This window comes from Elizabethkingia miricola (assembly GCF_001675285.1).
In the GTDB taxonomy this organism is placed as follows: domain Bacteria; phylum Bacteroidota; class Bacteroidia; order Flavobacteriales; family Weeksellaceae; genus Elizabethkingia; species Elizabethkingia miricola.
Window position 1 is genome coordinate 99,098 of record NZ_LSGQ01000032.1, and the last position, 16,373, is coordinate 115,470.

The window sequence follows — 16,373 nt, forward strand, 5'->3', positions numbered from 1 at the left end:
AAAAACACACAATTTAAAATACAAAATGATGAAATTACAATTAAAAGCAGTAGGCTTTCCCCTACTGGTATTGTCCTTAACAGCTGCTTCCTGCCGAAGTACGGAAGGTAGTATAAGCGACAATACAACAGCCAACAACTCAGTATACAATGTAAAGGTAAACCTTGCAAGTATTGAATCTGAGGAAGAAACACCAGTATTTCAAGCTTCAGCAGGAAAAACAGGAGTAGCAACCGTTAGTCCTCAACAGACAAAAATTTCGCTTGATGACGACAACTTTGTGATGGCAACTCTTACGCCTCAGTCTAATACATCTTCCTTATCCAGTCAGGCTCAGGCATCTATTAACCCTGTGGCTGCAGCAACACCGCCAACAGAGTTAGGTGCTGGTGTGAGATATAAAGTAGCTGTATATGACAGTAACGGAAACTATGTTACGGAAAAAGAGTTTGCTTATAAAAATGGAGAAACTGATGGTTTTCTGCTAAACGGCGGTCAAAATTATACTTTTGTTGCTTACTCTGTAAATAGTGCTTCTTCTACCCCATCTATAAACAACGGCGGAACTCTGGCTAATGCAAAATTATCCAGTATCAGCGGAGATCTTATGTATTTCAAAAAGAATATGACCGTAACCGGAAACGGGGTTAATAATCTGGATATAGTACTAAAACACCAGTACAGTCAGATTACTACAAAGCTGGATGCGAGACAGGTAGGAAATATTTCTGCAGTAACCAATGCTACTATTTCACCTGCCAATAGCTCTGCAGACATTAGCTTTGCTACAGATGCTTTAACCTATAATGGTTCTATAAATCAGCCTGTGTCTTTCTCTGCTCAAAACTTACCCATAGCAACAAGCAGTGCCACACAGGTCATTTCTAATACCACTACGACAGGGCAGCTTAATCTGGGTACTGTAACCGTAGATGGTGTATCGAAAAGCATGACAATAGATAAACTGAAAATTACTCCGGGAGTAAAATATAATCTGAATCTGAGACTGGGGCCATGCAGACAGGATATTAATCCGGTTCCTTTTTCTGTAAAAGATGGTGTTACACAAACGTTCACCATGCCGGCTACTGACTTTGGTTTTGTATTCGATATTTACAAGCTGGATAATTCTTTCAACCTTACTATTAACGGAACCCAAATGGCAACTAAAGAAATAAATTTCCAGGGGAACGATGGTGCTACCCGTACAGTACGTTTTGCAGACGGAACAGTATACGGAAGCGATGTTGTACCTGCACTTTTACGCCCGGCTGCACTTCCTGCAAAAAGGACCTATGAAATTTGGGATCTTGAAGGAACACCTTCTGCTCCACTGGTAAGAGTTGTAATTAGTAAAGACGGAAAAATTTCACTCTTTGGCAGCAAATCATCCGGAGGAGCATTGGAGCCTTTGGAATTATTCAACGGAAATACACTTAATACCATAAAATGGAATACGACCGGAACGAATACTGTTACGGCTACACAGTCTGTCATTAACATTACCTATATGTCCGGTAACGGAACTGGTAAACAGATTGTAACATGTGCTCCATAATCACATTAAGTATAAATATAGTATTATAAATCTAACCTGAATATTATTTCATCGTAATATTATCATTCATTTATGTGTAAAAACTGTCTCATACAACAGTTTTATCGGGCAGCCTTTCAGGCTGTCCGTTTTTTATTATTTGCAGAACTAAATTACTGCTGACAAAGGGTTGTCACAGTAGTATTATAAATTTGTGGTCATAAAAGTAAACACTAAGAAATTATGCACCACAAGCTCGACACATTTTACGTAATAGGTATCGCCGTAAGAACAACAAATGAAAATCAGAAGGCAGCCCAGGATATTCCGGTATTATGGAATAAGTTTATGACAGAAGGGATCATAAACCAGATACCGAATAAGGCTGATCATTCTATTTATTGTATTTACACAGATTACGAGAAAGACTACACAAAACCTTATACTACTATTTTAGGATGTAAAGTAAACAACCTGGATAAGATTCCTGAGGGAATGGTCGGGAAGATTATTGAATCTTCAGATTATAGTAAACAAACTACAAAAGGAAACCTGGCGGAAGGTATTGTTTACAATGAGTGGCTGAAAATATGGGATATGGATCTCGACAGAAGCTATACTGCAGATTTTGAAATTTATGATGAAAAAGCACAAAACCCTGAAAATGCTGAAGTTGATATTTTCATAGCGGTTAAATAATAACATTACACATTTTCATAATAAATAGAAAGAGCCGGTAAATATTCTTTTACCGGCTTTTATTATTAAACCAACTGTAAATCGGTATATAGACCCGGATATTATAAATTATTTCTGAAACTATTTTACAAATAAGGTGATAGCATAAAATGAATATTATCAAAAGCATTTAATTCATTTTTTTCTTAATTTTATTAAAAACTAAAAATCAATAAAAAAACTTAACCATTTTACAATGAAATTCAAATCACCACAAATATCTATTAAACGAAATTCAAATAAACAAGTATTAGTTCAATATATTATCTATTCTTTTCAAGTCTTAATTAATATGGTCTATAGAAATACTAAAATGAACAAATGCATTTTACTTTTAGTACTTCTTATCAGCAATATATTTTTCAGTCAGAATCAACAATTTATTTATGAGTACAAATACATTTCTGATTCCACTCAAAAACAAAATATTGAGAATGAAATAATGATTTTAAGCATTGGTAAGGAAAAATCTGAATATTTCAGTCAGAGTGCCTATGCAGTAGATTCTGTACTATCTGAAAATTTTAAAAGAGGAATAAACTCTATGCCTCCAAATAAAATCATGACTTATACCAGAGTAATTAAAAGAAACGATTCCCCTAATAATTTGGAATTCTTTGAAAATATAGCTAGCAGACGCTATAATATTAATGAAGAAATTCAAATTCATTGGGAGCTCTCACATGAGACTATTCAGATACTAAACCTTAAGGCTCAAAAGGCAACTGCAAAATACGGAGGAAGAAAATGGACGGCATGGTTTTGTCAGGAAATTCCTATTCCAAATGGTCCGTATAAATTTGGAGGATTGCCCGGATTAATAGTAAAAATCGAAGATGATACTAAAAGTTACATCTGGGAACTAAAGGGTATCAAACATGAAAAAAGAAATTTTGTATATCCCATAAGAAGTAGAGATACTGATGCCATAAAAATAACCTACCCACAATATATAAAAGCATTTAGAAATTACAGAAGTGATCCGTCTAGTAATATTGGTGAAATTCCGGATCATTACTCAGGAGGAAAATTTATAAATGGTGCTGAAAGAAAGCGTGAACTGATAAAAGAGTATAAAGAAGATTTTTTAAAAGATAATAACATCATTGAAATAGAGATGTTAAAGAGGCATTAGAATCTTTTAAGTATAATCTAAGTAAAAATAGTATTGGAATAATAAATCAAGTATTTGCTCAGTTAATTTTATAAATACATTATCTTGCATAACATAGTATTATATACATTTACATAATATAAATTAAAACTATGTACAGTAAAAGATTTTTTTCAGCGTTTCTATTTCTGTTTGCCATTACTACACTATTTTCTCAGAATTTGGAGCAAAAAACAGATAGTATTATCAAAACAGAATTTGGAGATATCAATGACCCGGGTGGAGTATTTATGATTGCAAAGAATGGAAAACCTATGTATAAGAAAGCTTTCGGTAAATCTAATCTGGAATTAAATACAGATCTGAATCCTGAAAATGTTTTCCAATTAGGCTCTATAACTAAACAGTTTACAGCTATTGCAATACTTATTCTTGAAGAACAAAGAAAACTAAAAGTAACAGATCCTGTCTCCAAATATGTACCGGACTACCCTTCCGGAGATAAAATCACAATTCATCATCTGCTTACTCATACCTCCGGAATCAGAGACTTTACAAAAATGAAATCTTTACAAGATATCGCACAGAGGGAAATGACTCCCAAAATGATGGTTGATTTCTTCAAAAATGAACCAATAGATTTTGCTCCGGGAGAGAAATTTGAATACAACAATGCTGGCTACGTTTTACTGGGCTATATTATAGAATTGACTTCCGGAGTTACTTACGAAAATTTTATACAGAAAAATATTTTTGATAAAGCAGGCATGACAAATTCATATTATGCAAGTGATCGAAAAGTGATTAAAAACAGAGCTTATGGTTATCATCAGAAAGGAAATCTTTATGTCAATAAATCAATTATCAGCTTTAGTGTTCCTTTTTCATCGGGATCGTTAATGTCTACTACAGCTGACATGCTAAAGTGGCAGAAAGCCCTTAATCAGAATTTACTGCTAAAACCTGAAAATGTCCAGAAAGCTTTTAGAAAATACAAACTCAACAACGGACAAGAGTTTACTTACGGTTACGGCTGGCATATTAAAGAAATTACAGGGCAGCCGACAAGAGAACACGGCGGAAGCATTTTTGGATTTAAAACAATGGGAATCTATTTTCCAAAACAGGACATCTATATTCTTGGACTAAGCAACTGTGACTGTAATTCTCCTACAAAAGTGATATCAGACATTGCTGCTCTGGCTATCAAGACCTTAGGAGGACAAAAATAGTTTAAGCATTTATTCCGTATATTTGACCTGCAAAAAAGGAAAAACACTTATGAAGGAGCACCATTACCAGACTAAGGTTGAGTGGACCGGTAATAAAGGTTCGGGTACAGATCATTATAAAAATTACGAAAGAAAACACAATATTATTGTTGAACAAAAACCTGTAATTCAGGCATCTTCAGATCCTGCTTTTCTGGGTGACCCAACCAAACACAATCCTGAAGATTTACTGGTATCATCTCTTTCTTCATGCCATATGCTTTGGTACCTGCACTTTTGTTCTGCAAATCATATTATCGTAGAAGAATATACAGATGAAGCTCAGGGTATAATGCTTGAAGAACAAAATGGGAATGGCTATTTTAAAGAAGTAACACTTAATCCGGTTGTTATTGTGAAAAGCAGCGATATGATTGAAAAGGCTATCGAACTTCATAAAAAGGCAAATGAATACTGCTTTATCGCTAATTCTGTGAATTTCCCTGTTAAACATAATCCAATAGTAAAAACAAAATAAAAAATCAATGAGTTTACTCTACATCAACTGGGATGTAAATCCTGAAATCGTTAATATAGGTGGTGGATTTCCGCTAAAATATTATGGTTTATTATTTTGTATAGGATTAATACTTTGCTATAATCTTCTTGGAAAAGTATATAAAAAAGAGCAGCTGAGTGAAAAAGCACACGAAGCTTTATTTGCTTATGCATTTATCGGCATTCTGGTTGGTGCCAGATTAGGACATTGCCTATTCTATGATTTCGATTATTATTCCCAACATCCGCTGGAAATATTTTTACCTATTCAGAAAGGTGAAGACGGTGCCTATCATTTTATCGGATATGCAGGACTGGCAAGCCATGGCGGTGTAATCGGTCTTATTATTATGATGATATTCTATGCCCGGAAATACAAAATTCAGTTTCTGAGAATCTTCGATATCATTGCTATTGTTGCTCCTTTAGGCGGTGCATTTATCCGATTAGGAAATTTGATGAACTCAGAAATAATAGGTACCCCATCTAACTTACCATGGGCATTTATATTCAGACATGTAGATGATGTTCCGAGACATCCTGCTCAATTATATGAGGCAATCTCCTATTTTATTATCTTCTTTTTGGTCTATTTTATCTACCAGAAAGGAATCTTTAAAGCAGGAAAAGGCTTTTATTTTGGAATAAGCATCTGCCTTATTTTCATCTTAAGAATTGCTGTAGAATTTATAAAAGTAGACCAGGTGAATTTCGAACACGGAATGATTTTAAATATGGGACAAATCTTAAGTATTCCGTTTATAATACTGGGACTCTTTTTTATCATTAAGAATCTTCTGGGCATGAAGAAACTTCAGACTTCATAAATCAGGCAAAAGAGCCCCAGTCTAAAAAAAACTGAAATTTTATTTAGCATATTTCTTGGCACCCAGTACACAAAGGATAACTCCTAAAGTGACTGCAATCATACCAATACTTACTTTTTCATGAAGCAAGGTGGAAGCTAACGCCAATGCAAAAAATGGTTGCAATTGCTGCAGCTGTCCTACTGCTGCAATGCCTCCCTGTGCAAGTCCTTTGTACCAGAATATAAATCCTATAAACATACTGAACAAAGCAACATAAGCAACTCCCATCCAGGCAGGAATACTTACTGTATCCAAAGATTCCGGAAGCAGAAAGAAGGTTAACGGAGCTGTAATCGGCAATGCGATAACCAGTGCCCATGAAATAACCTGCCATCCACCCAGATCTTTTGAAAGTTTTGCACCTTCAGCATAACTCAAAGCACATAATATAATTGCCAGAATCATTAATAGATCTCCAATCGGGGCTACAGAGATTCCTTGAGCAACTGCATAACCTACAACCAATAGACTTCCTAAAATTGAGAATACCCAAAAAAGAGGTTTTGGTGCTTTTTCTCCGCCACGAAAAATCCCGAATATAGCAGTTGCTAATGGTAATAAACCTATAAATACAATGGAATGGGCAGAGGTAAAATGTTGCAAGGCCATTGCAGACAATAACGGAAATCCGACAACACCTCCGATGGAAACGAGCATAATAGGAACTATTTGCTGTTTCGAGGGTCTTTTTTCTTTAAAAATAAGCAAAACCAGTAGTGCTAGTACTCCCGCTATGGAAGCTCTTGCTGCTGTTACAAAATATGGCGATAAATCCATAACAGCAACTTTCGTCGCTGGTAATGAACCGCTGAAAAGTAAGACTCCTATAAAGCCATTAACCCAGCCTTTTGTTGTATTGTCATTTTGTGTAGTAGATATTACAGTATCTCTCATCATGTTGTTATTTTTATTGAAAACAAAATTATGAGGTTCAAAAAAATAAATACAGTCTCAATTTTTGAAATTTCAATGGATACAGATATATTTGTAATATGAAAAACGATTTCCTATACAGCTCCATTACACATAAACTTTCAGCTCAAATTAAAAATGGAGTTTTGAAAGAAGGTGAAAGACTCCCCTCTGTGAGGACTTTATGCCAGAATCATAACGTAAGCATGAACACAGCTAAAAGAGTTTTTCTGGAGCTGGAATCTCAGTCTCTGATTTACTCTGTACCTCAATCGGGATATTTTGTGAGCCAGCTTCCATACCTGCGTTTACCACTTCCAGAGACGAGTAAGCCATCCCCTATAGCCAGCAGTAATGAGCCCAATGAACTTATTAATAAGGTATTTACAAATATTGGGCGTGAAGATTTAACACTTTTCTCTATTGGTGCACCAGACGGGGAACTGATCCCACTACCCCAACTGAAGAAGGAAGTGATACAGGCTACAAGAACTCTAAAAGGAGGCGGAACCTCCTATGAATCTCTACAAGGCAATGTAACACTTCGCCGTATGATTGCAGCCAGGTCTCTTAACTGGGGAGGAAACTTAAATGAAGATGATATTATCACAACCAACGGCGGCATGAATTCTTTATCTTTCTGTTTGATGGCTCTTACCAAGCCCGGAGATACAATTGCGATAGAAAGCCCTTGCTATCCGGGAATATTGCAGCTGGCAATAAGTCTGAGATTAAAAGTACTGGAACTTCCGACCCACCCTGAAACCGGACTTTTGGTTGATGAACTGGAAAAACTGGTTTCCAAGATAGATATATGCCTCTTGATTCCAAATTTTAATACTCCTTTAGGTAGCTGTATGCCTGATGAAAATAAAAAAGCTGTTGTGGAGCTTCTATCAAAGCATAACATTCCTATTGTGGAAGACGATGTATACGGAGATCTTCATTTTGGCAACAAAAGACCTAGCTGTTGTAAAGCTTTTGATACAGAAGGAAATGTACTTTGGTGCAGCTCTATATCCAAAACCCTTGCAGCGGGATACCGTGTAGGATGGATTGCCCCGGGAAAATACAAAGACCAGATTATGAAATTAAAACTGGTACACTCTATTTGCTCCAATTCCATTATTAATGAAAGCGTAGGCAGCTTCTTAAAAAGCGGTAAATACGAAAAGCACTTGTGGCAGCTTCGTAAAACACTTCAGGAGAACTATTTAAACTACGCACAAACTATTGCTCAATATTTTCCGGAAGGGACTAAAATAAGCCAGCCTAAAGGGGGACTTGCCTTATGGGTGGAATTCACGGAAGGTATTAATACCGTCGAGCTGTTTGAACTGGCCATGAAAAAGAATATCTGTATTGCCCCCGGGCGTGTATTTACACTCCAGGATCAATACCACAATTGTATGCGCCTGACTCTGGGACTACCATGGAATGAGTCTTTGAAAGAAAAATTAATTGAAGTGGGAAATCTGGCCAAAACACTGATTAAATAATTATACTTATAAAAAGTATATAAATTAAAACCGGTAGCTCTTGGAACTACCGGTAAAACATATCAGTTTTACAAACAAATGATGAGATTGTTTTATGAAAAACTATTCCTTTGTTTTCAAAGGAATTAGCTTATAATTAATTATATTCTTTTATACACCTAACAGCCATCCCGTGTGTAGGATGCGTTGTACCGGAAGAGATAGTTCCTGATGGTGTTATGGAAGAGAAGTAAACCAAATCCGCCCCACTCTCATCTCTTGAACTTGTCCAGTAAAATGCATTCTCTGTGCGGCGAGCTGCCAATTCTCCTTGAGCAGAACTCGGAACTTTGGTGGAAGTAATGCGGCGATAACCACCGAAAGGAATAAATAATGCATTTCCCAACCAACGCCCTCTTCCATATTCATCTCCAAAATCAACGCTCGCATTTCCTGTTCTTGTGAATTTATTAAATCCATCTCCGGCATTAGCTGCATCTGTCCATTCTTCTTTAGTAGGAATTCTGTAGCCGCTAGGACATGGATTGTTTACCCCTCCGTTACCACTAGTCGTCCACGAGTTTGCAGGAAGTGTTGATGCTCCGGCAGAAGTATCTGTCCATGGGAACAATCCTCCTGCAATCCATCCTATTCCTCTCCATCCGGCACCATTGGGGTTACCTGCCGGAGCTCCCGGAGAATTGAAGGCTAATCCCGGATTATACCTTGTATCCTGATCTACGTCCTTAGTAATCCATCTTATATTTTGCTGATTACTCAATCCATTACTTCCCCACTCGTATCTGGCTCCATGGAACCTTTTAATATTAGTGGAACTGCTTACGTCAAATGGATTAAAGTTACCACTGGTATCCACTCCAAGATCATTACACATAAACTCACGCCAGATTTTATTTTCAATGGTCATCTGGCTGGCACCTTTTGGTCTTGTATACGCGCCACACTTTTTAATCTCAACATTCAGATTTTGCTTATACTCCGGAAGCAATTTAAACGAGGAATTAATCGACTGTGTTTTAGTAACTGCAGGCGTTTTTGTATTATCTGTTATAGTAACATTAGCCGAAAAAACAGCCGTTTTACTATTATCAATACTGGTATTGGTATTAATTAAAACATTATTTAGCGTTTGACTTTGAGATTTTGCAATACCATCAATTGACGTTAGATTAATGACCTTATTTTCATAGTCAGTACGTCCGGAGATGATTCCGGCATTAGCCCCGCTGAAAGCTATAGATCCATCTTTAGCATGTGGTATCGTCAGTACAGTGTTCGTTATACCGCTTCCCGAAAAAGATAGTTGAGAGTCTAATATATTTACGTTTACCTTCTCTATTAATGCTGTTTTATGACGAAGAATAATACCAAGTGTATTACTGCCTTTCGCAAATGTCTGATTAAGCATCTTTACATACATCATATCAGTATTATTGATATAATCGGCCTTAGCACCGCTGATATTACCTTTTTCAGTAGTAATATTAGGTAAAGAAGCTGTTGCAAAAGAGTATGCTACTATATCATAAGAAATACTATTATCCAGCCAAAGATCACCTTCTGCGGGATTAACAAGCTCTACATTAGCACCGTTCACTCTATAATCTCTGTGAGCAGCATAGGCTCCGGGGCTTGTAGAGGATGCACTTCTATAGGCAATAACACGAAACTGTATCCCATTTCCTAAATTATTGCCACTCACTGCTGCTTTTGTACCACCCATAGCTGCCTGAGTATTTAATCCATTAAAAACCGGAGTAACTTCTGTTGAAATAAAGGTACTTGGATCTATCATTGCAATCTGGGTTTGTACGGCATTAGAAGCTCCTATACTTCCTTTTCCAATTGATGCTGTAAACGCTGGTTCTGCAGCTCCTTCAAAATCAGAACTCAATAGATTAATTTTTATAGCAGTATTAGCTTTAGAATCAGGATTTAAAGTATTGTCTGTATCGTTACTTCTACAGGAAGATAATAGTACTAATAATAAAGTTATACTTAAACTTTTAAAATTTTCTGTTTTCATATTTGTTTGTTTTTTAGATAAAATGTTTTTAAAGCATGGGAATACCATTAACGCTCTGTAAACAAGCTCTAATGATAAAAGAAGGTTATTCCCAAATAATTTCCCCGGTTTGGGTATCTGTCCCTTCCCAATCTGTTTGTACAGTAGTATCAGGTTTTATTAGTGCAGATGTAGCAGATATTCCGGCTTCCATTTCAACCAAAACAATTTCAAATACAGGTGGTATATACACGTGCTTTTTTCCATGAAATAACATTTCATCTCTTTTTGTTTTTTCCATCTTTGTTTGTGTCTTAAAATTTTTATTTGTCTATTAATAAATTCCTGTCCATGTGAATTAGGAACTGTGGTCGTAAAAATTTATTCACAAATATGAAAATTCATGTATCATCCTAAAAGAAAAGGAACAGACAATAAAGGAAATAACAACAAAAAAAAAGGTTCATTTTCAGAAAAACGAACCTAAACAAAAATACAACGCGCTAAAAATAAACACATTGCAGAAACAACTTAATCAGGGTGTATTTTATTAAAATGGGGAGCCATTTTCAGAAATTCTACACCAGGAATCAAAATAATCCTATGATTTCATATTGAAAAGAGCAATTTGATCTGACAAAATATCTCTTAAAGTCTTCCTTTAGAGCCTATTTAGATTTTAACTCAAAAATAATCTAGACTTCGACAGGCTCAGTCTGACACCTATAAAGAAAGATATTTTAGATAAACAATGTGACTCTGAGCTAAGCCTGTAATGAGCCTGACGAATTATCGAAGAAGTATTAACTATAAAATTTAAACAGACTCTTACTCTTTAGAATAATATTTCTTTATATATTCCAAGGGCTTCATTTGAGTATTATTGATAAATGCAGATGTAAAAGCTCTTTGTGAAGAAAATCCGGAGAGTTCTGCCAGATAATAGATTTTAAATTTACTAAAGTTGGGATCTGTTTTCAGTTTATTAATAACATACTGTATTCTAAGATCGTTGATATACTGAACAAATGATTTATTTTTATGTCTCTTTATAACAAGTGATAAGTATTTTGTATTACACTGGAATTTGTTGGCAACACTATATAAAGAAGTTTCTTTATCTATGAAAGCTTCCTGCTTTTCAAATTCGTTGAGATTGTAAAGAATTTTTTCTTCTGTTCCTGTACTTATATTAACATCAATCTGCAGAGGCTCTTTTTTTTCTTCTTGTGAACTGTTTATTTTTTCAGACTTCTTTTTATAAATTAAAAAGAAATAAATGACAACCAATCCAAAAGCAATACATGCTGTTGTTATTAAAATCGGAGTTATTCTGATAAGAGCAGGTTTACTGGCCGTATTGTATATTTCATTTACAGCATGTTGGTTTTTCTGAGTTCCGTTTAGATATAATCTTTGGTACTGCTGTAAATAATAAAGTGCATTTTTGCTATCTCCTGCATTTCCATAGGCCTCAGAAAGACCTTTTAAAATCTCCAGTTTTTTATCATAAAAACTTTCTCCCTTGCAATAGCTTAAAGCTTTCTTATACTGCTCGATAGCTTCAGAGTATTTTCCCTGTGCCGCTAAAAGATAACCAATATCATGATAAGTAAAAGCCAGTTTATAAGTATCGTTAATATTAATAAACTCCAAAGCTTTTTGTGAGTATACATAAGCCGAATCGTATTTCTTGGTTTTGGAGTACAGATAACTTAGGTTCGTATATGCTGAAGGCAGTAATTCTTTTCTGGAAATTTCGTTACTTACTTTCAAATAACTATTAATGGCTTTTTGGGCAACGGTAATCTTTTTATCCAGTTCCTTATTGTTATCCATTAGCACAAGTAAAGAAGCATAAATTCCGCCTTTAATTTCATAAGCCTCATCATTTTGCTGCTTCGAAACCAAAACAAGTGCCTGATCAAGCAATTCTCTGGATTTGTCCAACAGTCCCATCTTAGCATACTGCGTTCCAAGAATCCTCAACCCCAGCGCCTCTCCTACATTGTAATTATTCCTTTTAGCAGATTCAATAGCGGCATTAGCATAATAAATACAGGAATCAGGACTTCCTTTTAAATAAAATGCAAAACTTGTAATATAGTCAGCCTTTGATACAATATCGAATGTATTAGTCTTTAAAGCTTTCTCTTTTAATATTTTGCTTTCTTTTATGACATTATCAGGAGAATTGTTTACTTCTTTTCTTAATTCATTATACCTCTCATTTAAGTTCTGACAAAATACGAACTGAGGAAAAAGCAGTAGCACTACTAGTAAGTAAAGGTTTTTCATCATAAATCATTGTGTGTAGCTCGGAATATTCAGAATTATTAGCCTGAAATATCCGAAAGCAATTATAAAGAAAAAACAAATAATAAACATATAAAAAATAGCATTACACCAATTGTACCTGTATTATGTTTCTATTCTTAATAAAGATATTTTATTTATGATAATGTAAAATTCAGCTTAAGTAAATGTTTTTTAAGGAACAATAACAACAGAGGTATACAGGCTTACTACCTTCCAACCTAAAGATTCGTATAATAAACGCCCCTGTTCTGTAGCAACAAGAATATTGTTGGCAATCCCTTTTCTTTCTGCTACTTTCTGAAGTTCAGCAAATAAATAACTTCCCAATCCTTTTCTTTGGTGAAACTGACTGGTTTCTATTCGGTCATATATAGCCCAACCATCAGTACATACAACTCTGCCAGAAGAAGCTAGCCCGTTATTTTTATCTTTAAGCTTAATGAGATAAACTCCATCATCAGAAATTTCAGTTTCCATACTATAGCCGTCTGCCAGTATTCGGTTTTCAAACTTCTCAGGGTTATTTTCGCTCATCATCAGATAGCCTTGAGGCTGAATGGCCCATCGATCAGGCAATATTTGTGTAAGCTCGTTGCATGGAGCGCAGACTTTAAGAAAAACCCACGGCTCATTAATCGATTCTGCCAAATGAATTAAGTCTTCATTCAGAACAGGGAAAACATAGCGACTTTTTTGCTCTTCCCAGCCCACATCTACTTTAAATCCGGATTTATATTTAACAGGTAATGGTACTCCTCTGGATACGGACCAGCCATTCAACCATTTTTCTATTAGCTCAGCAGAAATTATTTCTTTCATAAATCAGAATTTATAAACCTGAATAAAGGTACATGATAATGTAAATAAAACCATTTACTGGACAAATACTGCCGGCTTTATCTTCTCAATGATTACTTTTTGTAATTTATCTGGTTCTGTATTAAAAATGGTATGCCCTGATTTTTTCATCCAGAACATTCCCTTTTTCGGTGCTTTAACAAATTTATAGTAATCTTCAACAAGATAATGTGATTTCTGTTTATCTCCGTTTCCTTCAATAAAATATACCGGAGTATCAATTTCAGGAAGTGTATTAAAAAGACTTCCTTCTACAGATTTTTTCCACATCGGGAACCAGATTGCCAGCCATTTGTGATAAGTAGGTTTAAAATCTTCTTTTTTAGCAAAATCTACTCCGTTATGAATAAATAACCATTTCTGGGAATAGAATAAATCATCAGGCTTTGTAAAAGGAATATTTATCAGATTAAGTTCTTCCGTTGCTGCCACATTATTAGTTTTAACAGCCCATTTTTTCAGCATATCTACTGTTAATTCTGACGATTTATTTATATCGACAATTGCACTTATCGGAATATAGGCATATAATAATTCGGGATGATTTTTAGCAATATCAAAACCAAGAACTGATCCCCATGAGTGAGACGCTAAAAACAGTTTTTCTCGCTTAAATCTTTTTAAAAGGTAATTGACAACTTCATAAGCATCATTTTTTAGAAGTTCAGGAGTCAGATCCTGTTGCGTTGAATTTAGTTTTAATGTTTCCCCGGTTTCTCTCTGATCCCAGTTTATAACCACAAATTCATCCTTCAGCTTATCTGTAAATTTTTCAGAAACAGCAACTAATGATGTACCAGGCCCACCATGCAAAAATAGAAGAATCGGTTTTTCTTTGTTATTGCCTTTTATACTAATGAACTGCTTAATTCCTCCTATTGGAATGACTTCAGTAGTGTCTATTTTAGCCATATTAATTTTATCATTTTTTTGACTTAAACAAACAAAATATATTGAAAGCAAAATCAATAAAAAACTTTTTTTAACCATTTCTGAATCTCTATTATATTATGATATCGTAAATACAATGATAACAAATTGTATTTATATATGAATATAGTTTATCGAGAATATTTTTGATCTTCTTTAGTCCTATAAAATCACTATAAATTAATGGATACTTTTATTCACACCACTCTGCCTGGTATTTTCTATCTTTATATTCCATAAAACAAAACTAATAACAACCTATCATGAAAAATCAACTTTCAACCAGAAATATGCTCCGTATATTTCTGCTCTTCCCTCTGTTCCTCTTTCTATACTCATGCTCAGTCAGCAATCAGTACCACAAAGGGAAACTTGTCTGGCAGGATAATTTTAACGGTAAAAAAGCATTCAATGCCAAATACTGGAGCAAGATTCCCAGAGGAACTTCTGACTGGGACAGACATATGAGTAACGATGAGAAATGTTATGATATGAGAAATGAAAAACTAATACTCCGCGGAATTAATAATACCAATCTATCTCAGGATACCGCAAAATTTCTTACGGGTGGCATTTACACTAAAGATAAGGTTGCTTTTGGATTAGGACGCTGGGAAGTGAGGGCTAAACTAAATGCTGCAAAAGGAGCCTGGCCGGCCTTCTGGTTGCTAGCCCAGAATGGCAAATGGCCTGAGGGTGGTGAAGTAGATATTATGGAAAGACTAAATCATGACAGCATTGCCTACCAGACTGTTCACAGTTACTATACACACAGACTTAACATAAAAAATAATCCGAAACACGGAAGTACCGGAAAAATAAAACCAGACTCTTTCAACACTTATGCAGTGGAGTTACACAGTGACAGCCTGGTCTTCTTTATCAACGGCCATAGAACATTTTCTTATCCCCGCATAAAAACAGATAAACAGGGGCAATTTCCTTTTACAGATCACAAATATTACCTGTTGCTGGATATGCAGCTTGGAGGCTCCTGGGTTGGTAAAGTAGATCCTAAACAACTACCTGTTGAAATGGAAATCGACCGGGTAAGATTTTACAGCTTTGAACAAGAATCTAAAAAATAATAACAAAATTTATATATTTGGTACTAACACATATCTGCTATGAATTTTCGTTTTCTTTTTATTACCCTTTTTATACCTATAATCTTTTGTGCAGCTCAGGATAGAAATGAGTGCTATAGAATATTCTCAGATTCAGCCTCGGGAACAGCATTATATGGTTATAAAAACCATAATAATGTAATAAAAATCCCTGCGAAGTTTATCTCAGCTTATTCTGACGATCTCTGTAAAATGGCAATTGTACTGGATTCAAAAGAAGGATGGACAGGAATAAGTAAAAATGGAAGTATTATTTTAATACCTTATATCTACGATAACGGACCTGACTATGTAGAGGAAGGTCTATTCAGATATACTGAAGGGAAAAAAATTGGTTTTGCCAATCTTAGCAGAGAAAAGATTATTAGTGCTCAGTTTGATTTTGTAACACCTTTTAAAGACGGATTAGCAGAATATTCTATAGGTGGAGAAAGAATTTATGACAATGGAAAAACTGCTTCACAGATTGCCCGAGAGGGAGGTTCTCTAACAGATGTACACTGGAATTGGGGTGGAAATGTAACCGAATCAGGTTATATCAATAAAGCTGGTCAAAGATTTAAAAAGATAATTCCCTTTAAAAAGGATATAAGGCAAGCAATAACCTTCCAAAATAAAAAGGTTTTGCTTGATAAAAAAGGACAAATTATAAAAAAATTATAATCAGTATAAAAAAAGCAGGAGTTTTCTCCTGCT

Annotated in this window: 15 protein-coding genes; 9 read left to right on the forward strand and 6 right to left on the reverse strand. The window is 35.0% G+C overall.

Annotated features, from left to right (window positions below):
- Positions 1-25: 25 nt before the first annotated feature.
- The 6 genes from ATE49_RS18805 (at position 26) to lgt (ending at position 5,985) form a co-directional block, all read left to right on the forward strand.
- Complete coding sequence (locus tag ATE49_RS18805; protein ID WP_065083356.1) at positions 26-1,558, forward strand: hypothetical protein; 1,533 nt, start codon at positions 26-28, stop codon at positions 1,556-1,558.
- 222 nt (positions 1,559-1,780) lie between these two features.
- Positions 1,781-2,236, forward strand: a complete 456-nt coding sequence (locus tag ATE49_RS18810; RefSeq protein ID WP_065083357.1) for a GyrI-like domain-containing protein — start codon at positions 1,781-1,783, stop codon at positions 2,234-2,236.
- 352 nt (positions 2,237-2,588) lie between these two features.
- On the forward strand, positions 2,589-3,410 hold the full coding sequence (locus ATE49_RS18815) for a GLPGLI family protein (protein WP_065083410.1): 822 nt from the start codon (positions 2,589-2,591) through the stop codon (positions 3,408-3,410).
- A gap of 131 nt (positions 3,411-3,541) precedes the next feature.
- A complete protein-coding gene (locus ATE49_RS18820) occupies positions 3,542-4,621 on the forward strand; it encodes a serine hydrolase domain-containing protein (RefSeq protein WP_065083358.1) in 1,080 nt (359 codons plus the stop codon).
- Positions 4,622-4,670: 49 nt separating this feature from the next.
- On the forward strand, positions 4,671-5,138 hold the full coding sequence (locus ATE49_RS18825; RefSeq protein ID WP_065083359.1) for an OsmC family protein: 468 nt from the start codon (positions 4,671-4,673) through the stop codon (positions 5,136-5,138).
- A gap of 7 nt (positions 5,139-5,145) precedes the next feature.
- Complete coding sequence (lgt, locus tag ATE49_RS18830) at positions 5,146-5,985, forward strand: prolipoprotein diacylglyceryl transferase (RefSeq protein WP_021346648.1); 840 nt, start codon at positions 5,146-5,148, stop codon at positions 5,983-5,985.
- 39 nt (positions 5,986-6,024) lie between these two features.
- Here the strand turns inward: lgt and ATE49_RS18835 are convergent, their stop codons facing one another.
- Positions 6,025-6,921, reverse strand: coding sequence for a DMT family transporter (locus ATE49_RS18835; RefSeq protein WP_065083360.1), 897 nt, complete (start codon positions 6,919-6,921; stop codon positions 6,025-6,027).
- A 98-nt stretch (positions 6,922-7,019) separates the two neighbouring features.
- On the opposite strand from ATE49_RS18835, the gene ATE49_RS18840 reads away from it, so the two are divergent.
- Positions 7,020-8,438: an aminotransferase-like domain-containing protein gene (locus ATE49_RS18840; RefSeq protein WP_065083361.1), complete on the forward strand. Its 1,419-nt coding sequence runs from the start codon at positions 7,020-7,022 to the stop codon at positions 8,436-8,438.
- A 136-nt stretch (positions 8,439-8,574) separates the two neighbouring features.
- Here the strand turns inward: ATE49_RS18840 and ATE49_RS18845 are convergent, their stop codons facing one another.
- The 5 genes from ATE49_RS18845 to ATE49_RS18865 form a co-directional block, all read right to left on the reverse strand.
- Positions 8,575-10,464, reverse strand: a complete 1,890-nt coding sequence (locus ATE49_RS18845; protein ID WP_065083411.1) for a fibrobacter succinogenes major paralogous domain-containing protein — start codon at positions 10,462-10,464, stop codon at positions 8,575-8,577.
- Positions 10,465-10,549: 85 nt separating this feature from the next.
- Positions 10,550-10,744: a hypothetical protein gene (locus ATE49_RS18850; RefSeq protein WP_065083362.1), complete on the reverse strand. Its 195-nt coding sequence runs from the start codon at positions 10,742-10,744 to the stop codon at positions 10,550-10,552.
- A 527-nt stretch (positions 10,745-11,271) separates the two neighbouring features.
- A complete protein-coding gene (locus ATE49_RS18855; RefSeq protein ID WP_065083363.1) occupies positions 11,272-12,744 on the reverse strand; it encodes an AraC family transcriptional regulator in 1,473 nt (490 codons plus the stop codon).
- 189 nt (positions 12,745-12,933) lie between these two features.
- Positions 12,934-13,581: a GNAT family N-acetyltransferase gene (locus ATE49_RS18860; protein WP_065083364.1), complete on the reverse strand. Its 648-nt coding sequence runs from the start codon at positions 13,579-13,581 to the stop codon at positions 12,934-12,936.
- A 54-nt stretch (positions 13,582-13,635) separates the two neighbouring features.
- Complete coding sequence (locus tag ATE49_RS18865) at positions 13,636-14,532, reverse strand: alpha/beta fold hydrolase (RefSeq protein WP_234107959.1); 897 nt, start codon at positions 14,530-14,532, stop codon at positions 13,636-13,638.
- A gap of 281 nt (positions 14,533-14,813) precedes the next feature.
- Between ATE49_RS18865 and ATE49_RS18870 the strand changes: the two genes are divergently transcribed.
- Together ATE49_RS18870 and ATE49_RS18875 are read left to right on the forward strand one after the other, a co-directional pair.
- Positions 14,814-15,638 (forward strand): glycoside hydrolase family 16 protein, encoded by an 825-nt coding sequence (locus tag ATE49_RS18870; RefSeq protein ID WP_065083366.1) that lies wholly within the window; start codon positions 14,814-14,816, stop codon positions 15,636-15,638.
- Between the two features lie 39 nt (positions 15,639-15,677).
- Positions 15,678-16,340: a WG repeat-containing protein gene (locus ATE49_RS18875; protein ID WP_065083367.1), complete on the forward strand. Its 663-nt coding sequence runs from the start codon at positions 15,678-15,680 to the stop codon at positions 16,338-16,340.
- Positions 16,341-16,373 lie beyond the last annotated feature (33 nt).